General features: G+C 60.3%; 17 protein-coding genes and 1 pseudogene. 11 read left to right on the top strand and 7 right to left on the bottom strand.

Annotated features, from left to right (window positions below; genetic code table 11):
• Nucleotides 1-128, top strand: a pseudogene (locus tag ACEW8Q_RS15275) (IS5/IS1182 family transposase); the annotation flags it as partial.
• A 243-nt stretch (nucleotides 129-371) separates the two neighbouring features.
• On the opposite strand, the gene ACEW8Q_RS15270 reads toward ACEW8Q_RS15275, so the two are convergent.
• Both ACEW8Q_RS15270 and ACEW8Q_RS15265 read right to left on the bottom strand, forming a co-directional pair.
• Nucleotides 372-1,727, bottom strand: a complete 1,356-nt coding sequence (locus ACEW8Q_RS15270; RefSeq protein WP_373504912.1) for an alpha-glucosidase/alpha-galactosidase — start codon at nucleotides 1,725-1,727, stop codon at nucleotides 372-374.
• A 101-nt stretch (nucleotides 1,728-1,828) separates the two neighbouring features.
• On the bottom strand, nucleotides 1,829-2,764 hold the full coding sequence (locus tag ACEW8Q_RS15265) for a helix-turn-helix domain-containing protein (protein WP_373504911.1): 936 nt from the start codon (nucleotides 2,762-2,764) through the stop codon (nucleotides 1,829-1,831).
• Nucleotides 2,765-2,915: 151 nt separating this feature from the next.
• On the opposite strand from ACEW8Q_RS15265, the gene ACEW8Q_RS15260 reads away from it, so the two are divergent.
• The 5 genes from ACEW8Q_RS15260 (at nucleotide 2,916) to ACEW8Q_RS15240 (ending at nucleotide 9,086) form a co-directional block, all read left to right on the top strand.
• On the top strand, nucleotides 2,916-4,142 hold the full coding sequence (locus tag ACEW8Q_RS15260) for an ABC transporter substrate-binding protein (protein WP_373504910.1): 1,227 nt from the start codon (nucleotides 2,916-2,918) through the stop codon (nucleotides 4,140-4,142).
• 151 nt (nucleotides 4,143-4,293) lie between these two features.
• Nucleotides 4,294-5,187: a carbohydrate ABC transporter permease gene (locus ACEW8Q_RS15255; RefSeq protein WP_373504909.1), complete on the top strand. Its 894-nt coding sequence runs from the start codon at nucleotides 4,294-4,296 to the stop codon at nucleotides 5,185-5,187.
• A complete protein-coding gene (locus ACEW8Q_RS15250; RefSeq protein WP_373504908.1) occupies nucleotides 5,188-6,039 on the top strand; it encodes a carbohydrate ABC transporter permease in 852 nt (283 codons plus the stop codon).
• A gap of 3 nt (nucleotides 6,040-6,042) precedes the next feature.
• Entirely contained in the window at nucleotides 6,043-7,149 is a 1,107-nt protein-coding gene (locus ACEW8Q_RS15245) for an ABC transporter ATP-binding protein (protein ID WP_373504907.1), read from the top strand.
• Complete coding sequence (locus ACEW8Q_RS15240) at nucleotides 7,149-9,086, top strand: beta-galactosidase (protein ID WP_373504906.1); 1,938 nt, start codon at nucleotides 7,149-7,151, stop codon at nucleotides 9,084-9,086. The genes ACEW8Q_RS15245 and ACEW8Q_RS15240 overlap by 1 nt, the downstream gene beginning before the upstream one ends.
• 140 nt (nucleotides 9,087-9,226) lie before the next feature.
• Here the strand turns inward: ACEW8Q_RS15240 and ACEW8Q_RS15235 are convergent, their stop codons facing one another.
• Nucleotides 9,227-9,874 (bottom strand): NUDIX domain-containing protein, encoded by a 648-nt coding sequence (locus tag ACEW8Q_RS15235; RefSeq protein WP_373504905.1) that lies wholly within the window; start codon nucleotides 9,872-9,874, stop codon nucleotides 9,227-9,229.
• Nucleotides 9,875-9,979: 105 nt separating this feature from the next.
• Here ACEW8Q_RS15235 and ACEW8Q_RS15230 point away from each other — a divergent pair, with 105 nt between their 5' ends.
• Both ACEW8Q_RS15230 and ACEW8Q_RS15225 read left to right on the top strand, forming a co-directional pair.
• Nucleotides 9,980-10,909, top strand: a complete 930-nt coding sequence (locus tag ACEW8Q_RS15230) for an ADP-ribosylglycohydrolase family protein (RefSeq protein WP_373504904.1) — start codon at nucleotides 9,980-9,982, stop codon at nucleotides 10,907-10,909.
• A 3-nt stretch (nucleotides 10,910-10,912) separates the two neighbouring features.
• Nucleotides 10,913-11,470, top strand: coding sequence for a cyclin-dependent kinase inhibitor 3 family protein (locus ACEW8Q_RS15225; RefSeq protein ID WP_373504903.1), 558 nt, complete (start codon nucleotides 10,913-10,915; stop codon nucleotides 11,468-11,470).
• A gap of 44 nt (nucleotides 11,471-11,514) precedes the next feature.
• Here the strand turns inward: ACEW8Q_RS15225 and ACEW8Q_RS15220 are convergent, their stop codons facing one another.
• Nucleotides 11,515-11,763, bottom strand: coding sequence for a hypothetical protein (locus ACEW8Q_RS15220; RefSeq protein WP_373504902.1), 249 nt, complete (start codon nucleotides 11,761-11,763; stop codon nucleotides 11,515-11,517).
• Nucleotides 11,764-11,868: 105 nt separating this feature from the next.
• Nucleotides 11,869-12,030: a hypothetical protein gene (locus ACEW8Q_RS15215; RefSeq protein WP_373504901.1), complete on the bottom strand. Its 162-nt coding sequence runs from the start codon at nucleotides 12,028-12,030 to the stop codon at nucleotides 11,869-11,871.
• A gap of 5 nt (nucleotides 12,031-12,035) precedes the next feature.
• On the opposite strand from ACEW8Q_RS15215, the gene ACEW8Q_RS15210 reads away from it, so the two are divergent.
• Genes ACEW8Q_RS15210 through ACEW8Q_RS15200 form a run of 3 tightly spaced genes read left to right on the top strand, consistent with a single transcriptional unit; the run spans nucleotide 12,036 to nucleotide 15,246 of the window.
• Nucleotides 12,036-12,503, top strand: coding sequence for a hypothetical protein (locus ACEW8Q_RS15210; RefSeq protein WP_373504913.1), 468 nt, complete (start codon nucleotides 12,036-12,038; stop codon nucleotides 12,501-12,503).
• 42 nt (nucleotides 12,504-12,545) lie between these two features.
• Entirely contained in the window at nucleotides 12,546-14,147 is a 1,602-nt protein-coding gene (locus ACEW8Q_RS15205) for a bifunctional aspartate transaminase/aspartate 4-decarboxylase (RefSeq protein WP_373504900.1), read from the top strand.
• 34 nt (nucleotides 14,148-14,181) lie between these two features.
• Complete coding sequence (locus ACEW8Q_RS15200) at nucleotides 14,182-15,246, top strand: type II asparaginase (RefSeq protein WP_373504899.1); 1,065 nt, start codon at nucleotides 14,182-14,184, stop codon at nucleotides 15,244-15,246.
• Nucleotides 15,247-15,291: 45 nt separating this feature from the next.
• Here ACEW8Q_RS15200 and ACEW8Q_RS15195 read toward each other — a convergent pair whose 3' ends face one another.
• Together ACEW8Q_RS15195 and ACEW8Q_RS15190 are read right to left on the bottom strand one after the other, a co-directional pair.
• Nucleotides 15,292-16,299 (bottom strand): hypothetical protein, encoded by a 1,008-nt coding sequence (locus ACEW8Q_RS15195; protein WP_373504898.1) that lies wholly within the window; start codon nucleotides 16,297-16,299, stop codon nucleotides 15,292-15,294.
• On the bottom strand, nucleotides 16,280-17,461 hold the full coding sequence (locus tag ACEW8Q_RS15190; RefSeq protein WP_373504897.1) for an HlyD family secretion protein: 1,182 nt from the start codon (nucleotides 17,459-17,461) through the stop codon (nucleotides 16,280-16,282). Before ACEW8Q_RS15190 ends, ACEW8Q_RS15195 begins: the two co-directional genes overlap by 20 nt.
• Between the last annotated feature and the right edge of the window lie 275 nt (nucleotides 17,462-17,736).

The following is a 17,736-nucleotide window of genomic DNA, read 5'->3' as shown; positions in this document are numbered from 1 at the left end:
AGATCGAGAACATGTTCGGAAGGCTCAAGGACTGGCGGCGCATCTCAACCCGCTATGACCGTTGCTCTCACACCTTCTTCTCGGCAATCTGCATTGCGGCCAGCGTCATCTTCTATCTCAATCAATGAGTCCTGACCCTAGATCCTCTCTTCGATCATGCAACCATCAGTCTCAAATTATCTGACGAAGGACAAGCCGCAGCGACCGCTTGACCCGCCGCTCCCCTTGGTGCAGTTCGGCGGGGCAGCAACATTTGCGCCTCATCGCCATGCCGGATCAGACGGCCTGACAGTTCCGCACTCTGCGGTTTGTGCCGTTCGAAATCGAACTCAAAGGCTGAGAAAGAAGCAGGCCATTTCCACGGCAGTGCGTCAGTGCCTGCGGGTCCAGTCTGGCAGCCAGTTGCCGTGAGCCGCGATGAGGTCTTCGACCAGATCCCATATCTGCTGCAAGTCAAGTTCAGCTGCCGTGTGAGGGTCCATCATGGCGGCATGGAAAATGGATTCTCGGCGTTCCGTCATGAGGGCGTGAACGGTCAATTCCTGCACGTTGATGTTGGTTCGGATCAGCGCGGTCAGTTGCGGCGGCAGGTCTCCGATGAACGTCGGCTGGATGCCCCGGTCATCAACGAGGCAGGGCACCTCCGCGGCACAGGCCGCCGGCAGCGAGGTGATGCAGCCGTTGTTCCTCACATTGCCGTAGATGACTGCGGGCTCGCCCGTCCATACCGCGTTGACGATGGCCGAGGCATATTCATGCGACGCCTTGACCTCGATCTTCTCGGCCTCGCGAAAGGCTGCGGCCTCGTCCTTCCACCGCGCCACCTGCTCGATGCAGCGCTTGGGATATTCGTCGAGCGGAATGCCAAACGTTTCAATGAGGTCGGGCCGCCCCTCCTTGATGAAGTACGGCGTGTATTCGGCAAAGTGCTCGGAGCTCTCGGTGACGAAGTAGCCGAGCCGCTTCAGCATCTCATAGCGCACCTTGTTCGGGCAGCGCGGATTCCAGGTCGACGGCTTGGGGAACCGTCCCTCCGCGTAGCCCTTTTGAAGCGCGGGATAGAGATCGATGGTGCTGCCATCCTTCCGGCGGTGCTCGAACTGCAGGTAGAAGGCCATGTGATTGATGCCGGCGGCCCGATACCGGATCTCTTCGACCGGAATGTCGAGGTCATGCGCGAGTTCGGCCGCCGTGCCCTGCACGGAGTGGCATAGACCCACCTGCCTGATCTGCGGATACTTCTCCGCGATGGCCCAGGTGTTGATGGCCATGGGATTCACATATTGCAGCAGAAGCGCTTGCGGGCAAACCTGCAGCATGTCCTCGCAGATGCTCCAGAGATGAGCCACGGTGCGCAAGCCCCGCATGATGCCGCCGACGCCCAGCGTGTCGGCAATCGTCTGGCGGAGGCCAAATTTCTTCGGCACCTCGAAATCGGTCACCGTGCAGGGCTCGTAGCCGCCGATCTGGAATGCGACGATCACGACGTCCGCTCCTTCGAGCGCCGTGCGCTGGTCGGTGTAGGTCTGCACCTGCGCCTTGACGCCCAATGTCCTGATCAGCTTTCCGGCAACGAGTTCGGACTCCCGCAAGCGCTGCGGGTCAATGTCCATGAGTGCGATGGTGGCGCCGCTGATGGCCGGGCGCTGCAGGATGTCGCCGACGATGTTCTTCATGAACACCGTTGAACCTGCGCCGATGAAGGCAATGCGGGGAGAGGACGCCATGATCGATAACCTGTGCAGAATAGGAAGCTGTCTTTCAGCATCCACATTCGGGTTGCGGAAAGCAATGACCGAAGCCGGGAATTGCTTCCGGCTTTCTAAGGTCAGGCCACTCTGGTGATGCGGCTGTAGGTCTGCCGGAACGCGGCAGGGCTCGTCTTGAACCGCTGTTCGAAGGCCGTGTAGAAACTCGACAGGGATCCGAACCCGCAGTCGAATGCGATCGACGCCACTGGCAGGTCGGACGCGATCAGCATCGACTGGGCCATGTCGAGCCTGTGCCGCGTGATCGATTGCTTGATCGTGAGGCCGACCGCCCGCTTGAACAGTGTCATCGCATAGTTGGGATGAAGGTCCGCGGCCTTGGCCACTTGCTCTGCAGAGATATCTTCCAGCGCGTGCTCGCCGATGAACTGCGCCATCTTCTCGACCCGCAGCGCGCGGTCGTGGTCATGGCTCAGCGGCGTTTCGCGATGCGCCAGCGGCGACATCTCGCGCAGGTCGTGCCATCCTTCACGGTCAAGGCGGCGGACGCGGGCGGTGAGCTCGTCCTTGACGATCGTTTCCAGCTGCCCATCGCCCTGCAGCAGGTCTTCGCGCCAGCGCATGAACATGTCCTTGTCATAGGACTTGATGTCGAGCGCCTCGATCATGGCGCCCCGGAAGATTGCGGCACGTAATTCGCTGAGCGTGGGCAGTTCGAGGAAGACCGCCATCGGCACATAGAGAACAACGAAGGATGTGTCCGTTTCGCATTCCGTCACCTGATGCGGGATCATGCCCCAGAACAGCGCCAGCCGCCCCGCGGACAACGTAAGCACGCGACCATCGAACCAATAGGTCATGCTGCCGCTCAACACGAAATTTAGTTCGACCTGGCTGTGCATGTGGGGGCCCGGCATGGGCTGGACCTGGAGGTTGCTGCCGGCACAGAAACGGTGATCGCCAAAGACAACAAGGGGATAGCCACGGTTCATGCCGGGGTGGGCCGGCACGCTTTCATCCCTATACCGGGGCGCGTTGGGGGTGAGTCTTGCCATGGTGCTTAGGATTCCGGAAGTTCTATGGCCATTTGCGGTAGAGACTTGTCGAAAAAGCATCGAAGGTCAAGGTCAACATGTGAGCCAAAGAAAAGCCGCCACATGACGTGCTACCGCCGCCATGGTGGCGGCGATCCTGGGAGGACCATCAATGACAATTCTCAAGAGCCTGCTTGGGCTCGGATTCGCCTTTGCGCTTTCAACGTCCACGGCACTTGCCGGTGAACTGGTCATCAACTCGGACCAGTCCGACCCCGCGCCCAAGAAGGCCATGGAAGACCTAATCATGGACTTCGAGGCGAAGAACCCCGATATCAAGGTGAAGTGGAACAACTTCGACCATGAGGGCTACAAGTCCGCCATCCGCAACTTCCTGACCGCCGACGCGCCCGACGTTGCCGCATGGTATGCCGGCAACCGCATGGCGCCCTTCGTCAAGGCCGGACTGTTCGAACCTGTGGACGATGTGTGGGAGTCCAATGGCTTCAATGATCAACTGAAGTCCGCGGCCGCATCGATGACCATCGATGGCAAGAAGTGGGGCGTGCCCTATACCTATTACCAGTGGGGCATCTACTACAACAAGGAGGCCTACAAGAAGGCAGGCGCTGAGGTGCCGAAGAACTGGGCCGAGTTCGTCGCGAACTGCGAGAAGTTCAAGGCTGCGGGCATCGACTGCCTCACCACGGGCACCAAGGCGCTGTGGCCTGGCGCGGGCATCTTCGACTACATGAACCTGCGTGTGAACGGCTACGAGTTCCACATGGACCTTGCCAATGGCAAGGTGCCGTGGACCGACCCGAGGGTGAAGGCCACATTCGCCGAGTGGGCCAAGATCGTTCCCTACATCACCGCCAACCATGCCGCCATCGACTGGCAGGATGCCGCGGCACTTCTGTCACAAGGCAAGGCCGCCAACTATGTCATGGGCAACTTTGCCGTCGCCACCTTCAAGGATGGCGGCATGACCAACGACACGCTGGGCTTCATGGTGTTCCCGGAAATCACGCCTGGGGTCCCTCGCGCCGAAGAAGCTCCGACGGATACGTTCCACATCCCGTCGGGCGCCAAGAACAAGGAAGATGCGAAGAAGTTCCTCGCCTACCTTGGTTCCGCCGAAGCCCAGACGAAGATGAACGCGACGCTCGGGCAGCTACCCACCAACAACACCTCGACGGTGGGTGACGATCCCTTCATCAAGGCCGGCTTCGAAATGCTGTCGAGCGCCTATGCGCTCGCCCAGTTCTTCGACCGCGATGCGCCAGCCGACATGGCGAAGGCCGGCATGGAGGGCTTCCAGGAGTTCATGGTGAAGCCCGAGAAGGTGGATGCAATCCTCGAGCGCCTCGAGAAGGTCCGCCAGAAGGTCTACAAGTAAACCACAGGGGCCGGGCTTGCTCGCGAGCCCGGCCAACTCCTTGCGCGGCAGGCTGTCCGCAGGAACGTGATTGAACCACTCCGGGGAAACCTGAACACTTCTGCTGCCGGGGCGGCTTTCCGCCACTCCCTGCCCAGACAGGACGCCGAACATGGCAGGCCTCAACCGAAAACGCTGGAACCAACGCACCTATGCGCCGTGGCTGTTCCTGGCTCCCGGCATGCTGATGTTTGCGGTCTATGTTGTCTTTCCGATCTTTCAGTCGATCTGGATCAGCTTCTTCGAATGGGACGGACTAGGCCCCAAGACATGGGTGGGGCTCGGCAATTACGTTGACCTGCTGGATGACGAGTCCTTTTACAAATCTCTGCAGAACAACCTCATCTGGCTGGTGCTTTATCTCCTCGCCATTCCGGCGGGCCTGGCTGTTGCGCTGTTCCTCAATCAGACGGTTACCGGAATAAGGCTCTACAAGTCGCTGTTCTTCTTTCCTTTCGTCATCAGCCAGGTGGTGGTGGGCCTCATCTTCTCGTGGTTCTACGCGCCGGACTTCGGGCTCCTGCCCAAGATCATCGGATTCTTCACCGGTTCCGAGGTGGCCGTCCTCGCCGACGAGCGATACGCGACCTATGGCGTCATCGCGGCGGGCCTCTGGCCGCAGATCGCCTATTGCATGATCCTGTACCTGACGGGTCTCAACAACATCAATCCGGAACAGGTCGAGGCCGCGCGCATGGACAATGCAAAGGGCTGGTCCATGCTCTGGCACATCATCATTCCGCAGCTGCGCCCGGCCACCTTCATTGCCATGGTCGTGACTGTCATCGGCGCGCTGCGCTCCTTCGACCTGGTCTCGATCATGACGGTCGGCGGACCCTACGGCTCAACGCGCGTGCTGTCCTACTTCATGTACGAACAGGCTCTCTCAGAATACGGCGTTGCTATGGGATATGGCGCTGCCATCGCCACGGTTCTATTCGCCATCATGCTCGTCTTCATCTCGATCTTCATCGTGCGGATGCTGCAGCAGGAAAGGAACGCCTGAATGTTCCCGACCCCCATCGCCAGAACCGCACCATGGGTGCAGCGGACCTACAAATGGCTGCTGCCCGCAGCACTGATCGTGTGGCTGCTGCCGCTGATCGGCATTGCCGTCACCTCGATCCGGCCTTCGTCGGACCTTGCGGCAGGCAACTACTTCGGCTGGCCGTCCGGCTTCAACTTCATCGAGAACTACTCGACCGTCTTCGAGAACAGCAACATAGGCTGGTACATCCTGAACTCGTTCAAGGTCACCATCCCCACGGTCATCGGCGCCGTCGGCCTGTCATGCCTCACGGGCTATGCGCTGGCGGTTTACAAGTTCCGCGCCAACCTGCTGGTATTCTTCATGTTCGTCGCCGGCAATTTTGTGCCGTTCCAGATTCTTGCCATTCCCGTGCGTGACCTGACGCTGCAGTTCGGCATGTACAACACCACCATGGGACTGGTGATGTTCCACGTCGCCTTCCAGACAGGGTTCTGCACCCTGTTCATGCGCAACTTCATCAAGGGCCTTCCCTTTGCCCTGATCGAATCGGCGCGTGTCGAAGGCGTGAGCGAATGGAAGATCTTCTGGTACATCGTCATGCCGCTGATGCGCCCCGCAATCGCGGCCCTGTCGGTGCTGATCTTCACTTTCGTCTGGAACGATTATTTCTGGGCCACCGTGATGGCGCAGTCGGCCGACGTGCGGCCCGTAACGGCCGGCATGAACGAGCTGAAGGGTCAGTGGAAAGTGGCCTGGGAACTGATCGCGGCGGCCTCCATCATCGCAGCGCTTCCGCCTGTCGCCATGTTCTTCCTGATGCAGAAACACTTCATCGCCGGCCTCACGCTCGGCGCCACCAAGGGATAGCTCATGGCAACCGTCACGCTTCGAAATGTCGCCAAGTCCTTCGGTTCGGTGCATGTCATCAAGGGTGTCGACCTCGATATCGCCGATGGCGAGTTCACGGTGTTTGTCGGGCCGTCGGGCTGCGGCAAGTCCACTCTGCTCCGCATGATCGCGGGGCTGGAAGACATCACATCGGGCTCGCTGCAGATCGGCGGGCGCGAGATGTCCGATGTAGAACCGGCGGATCGCGGCGTCGCCATGGTGTTCCAGTCCTATGCACTCTATCCGCACATGACAGTGCGGGATAACATCGGCTTCGGGCTGCGCATGACGGGGCATGACCGGCAGGACATTGCCAGGCGCACGCAGAGGGCCGCGGACATGCTGCAACTTGGCAGCCTAATGGACCGCAAGCCGTCGCAGCTCTCCGGCGGCCAGCGCCAGCGCGTCGCCATCGGCCGGGCCATCGTGCGCGAGCCCCAGGTCTTCCTATTCGACGAGCCGCTTTCGAACCTCGATGCCGCCTTGCGCGTGCAGATGAGAATCGAGATCGGCAAGCTCCACAATGATCTCAAGTCGACGATGATCTATGTCACCCACGACCAGGTGGAAGCGATGACCATGGCTGACAAGATTGTGGTCCTCAATGGCGGCATTGTGGAACAGGTGGGCTCTCCGCTCGAGCTTTATCACCGGCCCCGCAACATGTTCGTGGCAGGCTTCATCGGCTCGCCTAAGATGAACTTCATTCCCGTGGCCGTGGATGAAGCGAGAGAAGGACGCGTGAGCCTCGCCTTGCCGGGCGGTGGCAAGATGGCTGTGCCGATGCCTGGGCATCTTCCTGCGCCTGGCACGCGCCTGACACTGGGCTGCCGTCCCGAACATGTCGGCATCGGCAAGGGCGTCGAGACCTCCGGCGCTCTCAACGGCACCATCAGAGCGGCGGAATATCTTGGATCGGAAACGATGTTCTACACCACACTAGCGGATGGCAGCGAGATGGCCGTCAAGGGCGACGGGCTGGCGGCGCAGAAAGCGGGCGACACGCTCCCATTGAACCTTCCCGCCGCCGCCTGCCATCTCTTCGACGGGCAGTCGGCTGCAATCCTGAACGGGGACCTGACCCGCTGATGCTTGGCGTTTGCTATTATCCAGAACACTGGCCCGAAGACTGGTGGGCCGAGGACGCGCGCCGCATGCGCGAGGCTGGCATCTCGCATGTGCGTATCGGAGAATTTGCCTGGTCGCGCTACGAACCGCGGCGCGGGCAGTTCGACTGGGGCTGGCTTGACCGCGCTGTCGAGACTCTAGGTGCCGCAGGGCTCAAGGTGGTGCTCGGCACACCTACATGCACACCCCCCAAGTGGGTGGTGGACGACAACCCCGACATGATTCCCTATGACGAACAGGGACGCCCGCGGGGCTTCGGTTCACGGCGGCACTACACATTCTCATCCGAGGACTATTGGCGCGAAAGTCGCCGCATCGTCGAGATTCTCTGCGCACGCTATGGCAACAACCCTCATATCGTCGGTTGGCAAACCGACAACGAATACGGCTGCCATGACACGATCCTGTCCTGGGGTCAGACCGACCTCAAGACCTTCCAGCGATGGCTCAGGACACGTTACCAGTCTCCGCAGCAGCTCAATGCGGCGTGGGGCAACGCCTTCTGGTCCATGGATGTGCAGGAATTCGAACAGGTGAGCCTGCCGAACCTCGCGGTGACCGAGACAAATCCGGCGGCGAAGCTCGACTTCTGGCGCTTCCACTCCGAGCAGGTCGCGGCCTACAATCGGATGCAGTGCGACATCATCCGGGCGCATTCGCCGGGACGCTGGATAACCCACAACATGATGGGCTTCTTCAATGATTTTGACCACTGGGCCGTGGGCGACGACATCGACTTTGCATCATGGGATTCATATCCTGTCGGCTTCACCGAGCGCTTTCCATTCAGCGAGGAAGACCATGTGCGCTGGGCTGAAACCGGCCACCCCGACATAGCGCCCTTCTTCAACGATCTGTACCGCTGCATCGGGCGTGGCCGGTACTGGGTCATGGAGTTGCAGCCTGGCCCTGTAAACTGGGCTGCGTGGAACCCGGTTCCGAAGCCCGGGATGATCCGTATCTTCACCTGGGAGGCTCTCGCGCATGGCGCGGAGGTGGTGAGCTATTTCCGCTGGCGGCAAGCTGTGTCAGGCCAGGAGCAGATGCATGCCGGGCTCAATCTGCCGGGCCTCCACGAGTGGTCGCAGGGCGGGCGCGAGGCCCTGCAGGTCGGCCGGGAACTGCAGGACATCGGTCCCCTGCCTCCCTCCGGCAAAGCTTCCGTTGCCATCGTCTATGACTATGAAGCATCGTGGATCACGCGCATCCAGCCTCAAGGCCGTGACTTCGATTTCGCCGAGCTGATGTTCCGCTGGTACGAGGCGGTGAGGCGGCTTGGACTCGACGTCGATTTCGTTCGGCCGGGAGCAGATCTCGCGGGCTACAAGCTGGTGTTAGTGCCGACTATGCCGCATGTGTCGCATGCGGCGGAGCGCGCTTTCTCGGAAGCAGATGGGCTTGTGCTCTACGGCCCGCGCACCGGTTCCAAGACCCGGCACCATGCCATTCCTCCCCAGCTTGCCCCCGGGCCGCTTGCACCGCTGGTCAAGGCCCGCGTACTGGAGGTGTCTTCCATGCGCCCCGGGCTCACCCAGGGTATCGATGGAGAAATCACGGGAGCGGCGATTCGCTGGCGCGAATTGCTCGATGTGCTGGGAGCCGAGACGCTCGCCCGCTTCCAGGACGGCGCGCCCGCACTGATTGCGTCCGGCAACCATCACTATCTCGCCTGCTGGCCGAACATGGACCTGCTTGGATCGCTCATGGACGTCATGACAGCAAAGGCGGGACTCCCGTCGATGGACCTGCCGGACGGAATCCGCATTCGCCGCCGCGGGAGCCTGTTGTTCGCGTTCAACTATAGCAGCACGCCGTGGAGATTGCCGGTTGCAGGGCGATTGCTAATCGGTACTCAGGATGTAGGGTCACAAGAGTTGACTATCTTGAACATGGAGTAGAAGCGGGAGTTGATGTTCCGTTCCAAATTCATGCCGCGGCTTCAGGTTTGCATTGCGAGGCTGTGGCGTTAAAACTTGTTCTGAGTGAGCTTTCGTATCCTGCTGGACTGCTAACGGTTCGGTGCGGATCGTTCTCCCAGTCAAGATCTCCGATACAGCATGGCCGGCCTCTGCCGTCCGCGCTCCATGTCACCGGTTTCCGTAATCCAGCCCCGGCTGAGGATGGAACGGCGGAAGTTTCGCTTGTCGAGAGGTTGGCCTTCGACGGCTTCGTAGACCTTCTGGATCTGGGTGAGGGTGAAGCGCGGCGGGAGCAGAGCAAGGGCCAGTGGCTCCCGGTCAAGTTTTGCGACGAGTGCCTGGCGGCCCGCCTTGATGATGTCCCTGTGATCGAACGCGAGCTTTGGCAACCGCCTGACCGGGTGCCATCTGGCATCGTCGGCATCGGAACCTGAGTGCAGGTCGTGATCCCCGGCCGGGGTGAGCGCGAAGTAAGCCGCTGTGACGACACGGGCGCGCGGATCACGATTGGGGTCGCTGAAGGTGGCGAAGGGCTCGAGATGGGCGATGCCGACACCGGTTTCTTCCTTGAGTTCCCGCGCTGCGCACTGGTCGAGCGTCTCGGTTTCGGAAAGAAAGCCGCCCGGCAGCGCCCATGAGCCTTTGAATGGTTCGTTGCCACGTTTGATCAGCAGGATGCGGAGTTCGTCGTCGATCACCGTGAACAGGCAGATGTCGGTGGTGACGGCCGGACGGGGATAATCGTAGCAGTAGGGCGGCCTGGGCATTGGTGTGTTGACAACACTATATGGTTTATTTAAGTGTAGATCTAACACCTAAGCTCTGAACTCGCCACCGCTTTGAAGCGCCTCCGCTTCAGACAAGGAGATTGCTTGACCGATTGTGATCCTGTTGCCCTGCGGGACCGCACCCGCGGTGCCCTTCTGGGCCTCGCCGTGGGCGATGCGCTGGGCACCACGCTGGAGTTTACCTCCAGAGACAGCCATCCACCCTTGACCGACATGGTGGGCGGTGGACCCTTCGGCCTGAATCCGGGGGAATGGACCGATGACACCTCCATGGCGCTGGCGCTGGGTGAGTCGCTCCTCGCCCATGATCGCTTCGACGAGACCGATCTCATGCAGCGCTTCTGCGCCTGGGCGGAGGAGGGGCAGTACTCCCACAATGGCCGCTGCTTCGACATCGGCATCACGGTGAGAGGTGCCCTGGCGCGTTTCCGGAAGACCGGCAACCCGGTGGCCGGCAGCACCGACCCACAGTCTGCCGGCAACGGCTCGCTGATGCGGCTGGCGCCGGTGCCGATCCGCTTCGCCTTTGATCCCGATACGCTTGAAGAAGTTGCCCGCCGCCAGAGCCGCACCACCCATGGCGCGGAAGAGGCGGTCGAAGCCTGCGCTGCCTATGCCGGGCTCATCGCCGAGGCCATACAGGGAAAGAGCAGATCGGAGGTTCTGACGCCCCGCACCGGCAACTGGCCGGAAAAGGTGGCTCGCGCCATGCAGATGGAAACGGTTGCGTGGAAGCGCGCTCATGTCCGGGGGTCTGGCTACGTGATTCACAGTCTCGCGGCTGCGCTCTGGGCGGTGGGGAACGCTGGCTCCTACCGGGAGGCGGTGCTGCTTGCCGCCAACCTCGGCGAGGATGCCGACACCACTGCCGCGATTGCCGGCCAGCTGGCGGGAGCCTTGTGGGGTGCCTCGGGCATCCCCGAGGCATGGCTTGCCAAACTTGCCTGGGCAGCACGCATCACGGACCTTGCCGACCGCCTGCATGACAGATCCCTTGCCGACAGGAGCCTGTGACCCATGACCGCCCGCACCAGCCTCACCCATCCCCTTCAGATTGCCGAAGTCACTGCTCCCGATGCAAAGGGCGCAATCGGAATCACGTTCTGTCCCGGCAAGGTGCAGCCTGCCGCAATGTCAGGGGCATGGCACCGTGATCTCGGACTTGACCTCGACGCCATCAGGAAATGGGGTGCCTCCACGGTCATCACCCTCATCGAGCACCACGAGATGAAAGAGCTCCGGGTGCAGGCGATCGGCGCGGACGTTGCAGCCCGCGGCATGGACTGGCTGCACATGCCGATCACCGATGTGTCCGTGCCCGATCAACGTTTCACCGCGGCATGGAAGGCCGAGGGCCAGCGCCTGATCGCCGCTATCCGCGAGGGCGCCCGCGTGCTCGTGCATTGCAAGGGCGGGCTTGGCCGGGCAGGGACTGTCGCCGCCCTCATGCTGGTTGACCTCGGCATGGACCCGCAACAGGCAATCCAGGTTGTCCGCAAGGCGAGACCCGGCGCCATCGAGACAAAGGCACAGGAGCACTACATCCTCAACCATGGCGCGATGTCAGGCGCCTGAGCAACAGCGTGTAATCCGGCGCGTCGTCTCCCGGCCGGCCCGCCTCACTTCATCATGTAGATGTAGGCGGTCGAAACGCCGTACTTCTCGGCAAGCGTCGCCGCCGGAACGCCCTTGGCGCGGGCCGCGAGGATCTGGGCCTTCATCTTTTCGGCATCGGCGGAGGACCGCCGTTGCCGTCTTGCGCCGCCCTTGCCGCCGCCCTTTGCCTCTTTCTCAGCCGTCTCGATCATCTTCTGTGCCATGGCGATAATCTTGTTCATCCGCCCGATCATCTGCTTGCTCAGTGCCATGCTGTCAAGGCGGCGCGGAAAAAATCGAAACGCTTTCCCCAGGATGTGGAAAACAGCGCAAGGAGATCATCGAGATTACCGCGCCACGGCAACTTTCCGTTTTGACTACGGTTGCGGCGTCACCTCCTGCGGCGTGGCAGCTGCGGTTTTCCGTGCCATCTCAACCTGCTCGAAGGTCTCGCCCGTTGCGGCGAGGATGACGTCATCCCTGGCGAAGGTCTGCCAGCGGCGGAGGATGCAGTCGCAGTAGAGCGGATCGAGTTCCATCAGGTATTCCAATTGGGCTGTCCACCTCAGGAGGCGCGCTGCTCGCGGGCCTCCTGTTGGGCTATTTCCGCGCGGTCCATCCGACCTTTGGCAGCATCCCTGGACCGGCACTTTGGTTGCTGAACACACTTGGCCTGAATGTCTTCATCGCTGTAGTTGGCATTAACGCGGCACCTGGCTTCGTGGCGGGTTTGCAGCAGGTCGGCATCAGCCTGTTCCTGTGGGGAGCGGTTGCAACAAGTCTGCCAATGATCCTTGCGATATTGCTTGGGCATTTCGTTTTCAAGTTCCATCCGGCAATCCTGTTCGGCGTTTGCGCCGGGGTACGAACGACGACTGCCGCTCTGGGGATGATCCAGGAAAAGGCTGGGAGCAAGGTGCCGGCTCTTGGTTATGGAATGCCCTACGCCATCGGTCAGATGGTTTTGACGATCTTCGGCATGATCATCGTCCTCATGATGAACGCCATTTGACCCTTTTACCATTTCCGCCATTCAATGCCTTGGGAGAAGTTCATGGACAGACGCTCGCTGGAACAATACGAGGGGCTCAGCCCATTCGAGATCAAGGACTTTCTTGCCAAGGCGGCCTTAAAGACTGCGAACACCTCGGCACTGACTTACATCAACGCCGGGCGTGGCAACCCCAACTGGATTGCCACCAGCCCGCGTGAAGCGTTCTTCACATTGGGCCACTTCGCGCTTACCGAGAGCAAGCGCGTCATGGACCTGCCGCCGGGCATTGGCGGCATGCCGAAAGCACCTGGAATTGCTGCCCGCGCAGCCGCCTGGCTAGCAGCCAATTCCGCTTTGCCGGGGGCTTCGTTCCTTGCCGAGATGCTGCCCTGGACCATTGAGCATTTCAAATTTGAACCCGACAAGTTTGTGCACGAGTTGATCGACTCCATTATAGGTGACAACTACCCGGTGCCAGACCGAATGCTGGTGCACAATGAACAGATCGTGCGTGAATACCTGCAATGGGCGATGTGTGGTGAGCCTGCACCAGCGGGCAAGTTCAACATCTATGCGGTTGAGGGTGGCACAGCGGCAATGTGCTATATCTTCAAGACGATGAAATCGAACCGTCTGCTGAATGCGGGCGATACCATCGCACTGGGCGTGCCGATCTTCACCCCGTACCTTGAAATGCCGCACCTGGAAGACTACGCGCTGAACATCGTGGATATCCGCGCGACGCAGGAAAACGGCTTTCAGTTCAGCGACGCGGAACTGGACAAACTGCTGGATCCAAGGATCAAGGCCTTCTTCCTGGTGAATCCGGGTAATCCGAGCGCCATCGCCCTGTCGGATGCCGTGATCGCCAAGATTGGCGAAGTCCTGGAAAAGCGTCCCGACCTGATATTGCTGACCGATGATGTCTATGGCACCTTCGTGCCAGGCTTCCGGGGTCTGTTGGGGGCGTTCCCGCACAACACTATCGGGGTGTATTCCTACAGCAAGTATTTCGGCTGCACCGGCTGGCGACTTGGCACCATCGCGGTGCATGAGGACAATGTCTTCGACAAGCTGATCGCGGCCCTGCCCGAGGAAACACTCGCGGCGCTCGATAGGCGCTATGCCGCGCTGACACTGGAACCGCGCAAGATTGGCTTTATCGACAGGATTGTCGCGGATAGCCGCGATGTGGCGCTGAACCACACCGCAGGGCTTTCACTGCCGCAGCAAGTAATGATGATGCTTTTCTCGTTGTCCGAACTCATGGATGCCAAGAAGGACTATCAGAAAGGCTGCATCGGTATCGTCAAGCAGCGTGTCCGCGCGACCATCGAGGGGTTGGGCATCGAGGTCGGGCCGAATGATCACTTCGACTACTACTACGGCCTGATCGACTTCGAATTCTGGATGCGCAAATACGTGGGGGACGATGTCGTGAACTGGGTCAAGCAGAACGTCCACCCGCTCGACCCGGTGTTCAAGTTGGCCGAGGATCACGGCATCGTTCTGCTGAATGGCAGCGGATTTGATGCTCCTGCGTGGTCAGTTCGCGTGTCGTTCGCGAACCTGCCCGAGCATGTCTATGATGATATCGGCCGGGCGTTGCGCAGTGTGGCTGCTGGCTATGTCGCATCCTTTGAGGCCAGCAAGACGAAATGACCGGAGAAGGCGGGGAGACATCGGAAGGGTTGAAATGATGAAGTTGCGGTTGATCGCGTCATTTGCTGCCTTCATCGCCAGCGGCAGCGCCGTAGCACTGGCAGAGCAGGGCACCACCCGCATTACGGTGTTGGCCACCGGCGGCACCATTGCCAGAGCGCAGGCCGAAGAAGGTGGCTACGGCTACAAATCGGGATCCTTTGACATCAAGGATCTGATCTCCTCGGTGCCGAACCTTGACAAGCTGGCCATCATCTCCGGCGAGCAGGTCGTAAACATTGGCAGCCAAGACATGAACAACGACGTTTGGCTTACGCTGGCCCGGCGTGTGAGCGAGGTTGTCGCCTCGCCCGATACCGATGCCGTGCTCATCACGCACGGTACCGACACGATGGAGGAAACCAGCTATTTCCTCAGCCTGGTGGCGAAAACGACCAAGCCGATCATCATGGTGGGGTCGATGCGCCCCGCCACGGCAATCAGTGCTGACGGGCCAAGCAACCTTTTCAATGGTGTTTCGGCCGCCATAAATCCGGGGGCTGTCGGGCGTGGAGTGATGGTTGTTCTGAATGACCAGATCCATTATGCCCGCAACGTGGCCAAGCTGAGCACGACTGACGTCCAGACGTTTCAAAGCGGCAATCGTGGCCCTGCGGGCCTGACCAACACCGGTGCGATCACCTGGTTTGCCATGCCCGAAAGGAGACAAGGCATGACAAGCGAGTTCAGCATAGAGGGGCTGCAGAGTCTTCCCCGTGTCGACATTCTCTATGGAAATGCCGGTATGAATGCCGACCTGATAGAGGCGGCGGTAAGATTGGGAGCCAAGGGGCTTGTGATTGCCGGCGTAGGCGATGGAAACATGACCACGCCGGCGCTGGAAGCAATCACGGCCGCTGCCAAGGCCGGAGTGGTTGTCGTGCGAAGCACACGGTTGCCTTCGGGGATCGTCTATCGCAACAACGAAGTGGACGATGACGCATTGGGTCTTGTGGCGTCGGGGGAACTCAATCCGGCGAAATCGCGGGTTCTGCTTATGTTGGCGCTCACCAGGACGACGGATGTGTCTTCAATCCAGGCGATGTTCAACGAGTACTAGTGGCAGTTTATCCGGCCTGTGCCCGTGTGGCGCGACGTCGTTCTTTCACGGGCCGGGCATGGGATGCTTGTCGGCGTTCTTGCGGGACTTGAACAGCACGATTGCCGCAGTGGCGAACAGCAGGCCAATCAAAACCCCAACGATGCGGATGCCAAGTCGTTCTGCCGTATCCTCGAACAACGGAGAAAAACCTTCGCCAACAAGGATGCCGAGTGCATAGATTGCCTTGATCGCGGCACCTTGCCATGGTCCGCTCTGGACAGCGCGCAGCGCCAGTGGCCAAGCCACGACCATCAGCACGAGAAACAGTGTCGGCAGGACTGGGGCAATGCCCACCACAGTCGCAGCAAAAACGGCCAGTACACCCCCGACGATTGCACCGATGATCCGATCTTGCGCAACATCGAAGCCAGGACGCAGATCAGCGCGCAGGGCAATGATCATTCCGATCATCACCGCTCCCGGCGCCGGTGGCTCGAACACCCAGACAAGATAGGCTCCGATCGTCAGAACAAGTGCAGCCACCAGTGGTGGCAAGATATCGACCCTTGGGCTGGGTGTTTCCGGCTCTGCTGGGCCGCGCATTACAAGGCCCACCATAAAAGCTACCACGACGCCAACCAGAACGTTCCATACCAGATCGTCAACAACCTCACCGGTCAACTCAGGATAGGCCAGAAGGCGCAGTGGAACGATACAGCAGACAACGAGGATCATGAGGCCAATGACGTTCATCCTGTCATTGCGCGAAGAAAGCCGGAATCCAATCCAGAAGGCACCGACGGTCAGGACAAGAAAAATCGGCGGCAGACTTGATGCAAAAGCTTCCAAAAGCAATACCGCTGCCGTCACCAACCCCCAAGCCACCGACGGCAAGACGATCAGGGCCACCGGTGACATAGCTGGCCCCAGCGCGAGTGAAGCCGCGACCAATGCGGACACAAAGCTGAATTCAAGATCATAGCCCTCGGCCACAGTCAAGGCTGCAGCAAATGCCAGCGTCACCCGCAGCGCAAGAACATGGACAGGCGGGTCAGAACGCAAAGCGGACATAGGCAACAGTCCACATCCACGCGCGTGCGACCGGCTCCACGAAACCTGCAGTTTCAGTATATATGGTCACACTGGCTCGCGCTCCCGACCGGATTTTGATTTCAGAGCCGAGCCCGTCAAGGTCAATGCGAACGGGGATGCGCTGCACGTCGCGTAGCCAGACCCGACGGTTCACCGGTGATGGCACATCGCCTTGAAGACCCGGCGCGATCACTTGTTCGACACCTGATCCTGTACTCTCCACTTTGCCCTGAAAGACCCTTCCCGGGGCTACGTCCAGCACGATATCCACTCGGTCGCCTGGCTTGATACGGCCAAGGGCGTTTTCGGGAATCTGTGCCACGATCCAGACGTTGGCCGTGTCGATCACGGTCGCCACATGTTGACCCGAACCCACGAACTGGCCAACAGACAGAACAGTATTTGTCACAGCTCCATCCACCGGCGCGGTAACCCGCGCATGCATCAGGTCAATCTGCGCCTTTTCGCGCTGAGCGAGAGCGGACTGAATCTGCGGGTTGTCCTCGCCCTGCGGTCCAAGTCGTTCCGTCGCTTGCGCCAGTTGCACCTCGGCGGTACGGAGGTTTGACTGCGCAACTGCGAGATTGGCTCGCGCGGCATCAACGGCAGCGCGCGCGGAAACGCCGCGCTTGAAAAGACTCTCTACCCGAATGTTCTGCTGCTCGACATCGGCAAGCCGCGCAGTAGCCTGTACCACCGCCGCCTCTGCCGCACCCAGCCCAGTGGCCTCGGCGCCAAGCTGCTGGGTCACGTAGTCGAGCTGCGCATTCGCAGCTTTCAGCGCAGTTTCGAACACCGATGGGTCGATCTGGAACAGAAGATCGCCCGCCTTGACGAGCTGATTGTCGCGCACACCAACCTCGATGATATCGCCCGACACATTCGCCGCGATCCCGATCACTGGAGCCCTAAGGACCGCTTCGGAGGTGTAAGGCGTTCGCTGGTTCATCAAGACGAGCAGCACGACGAATACAGCCAGCATCATGATCAGGACTATGTAAATGAGCCTCGTCGCCAATCTGTTGTGGGCGGCCGGGCGCGGGTGTTGCAAATGAGCCGACAGGGCAGCACTTACATCCACCTGCGGGGTAGTCAGCTCGTCGTTGCCCCGGTTCGCCATAGGTCCACCCACGTCAGTCATATGAAACTCTCTTCATGTCGATTCAACGCATCAAAGGTCGTTTCGGCCTTGCACTGTATCAAGGCCGAGGCAGAGCATGCCGACCATTCTTCTAAGGAGGCCAAGTGGATATCAATCCCAATTCATAACGACCCGGTAATCCCCCCGTTTTTGGAGGGAGTTTGGCGTAGAACTCACGCGGCGGTTTTGGTCTTCATTTCGCGTTCGAGTTTTTGGGCGGGTGTGATGCCGCCCAAGGCCATGTTCGGCCGTTCATGATTGTATGTCCAGAGCCA

The sequence above is a fragment of the Aestuariivirga sp. genome (assembly GCF_041738905.1).
Lineage (GTDB): Bacteria > Pseudomonadota > Alphaproteobacteria > Rhizobiales > Aestuariivirgaceae > Aestuariivirga.
This window is presented reverse-complemented; position numbering and strand designations above follow the sequence as displayed.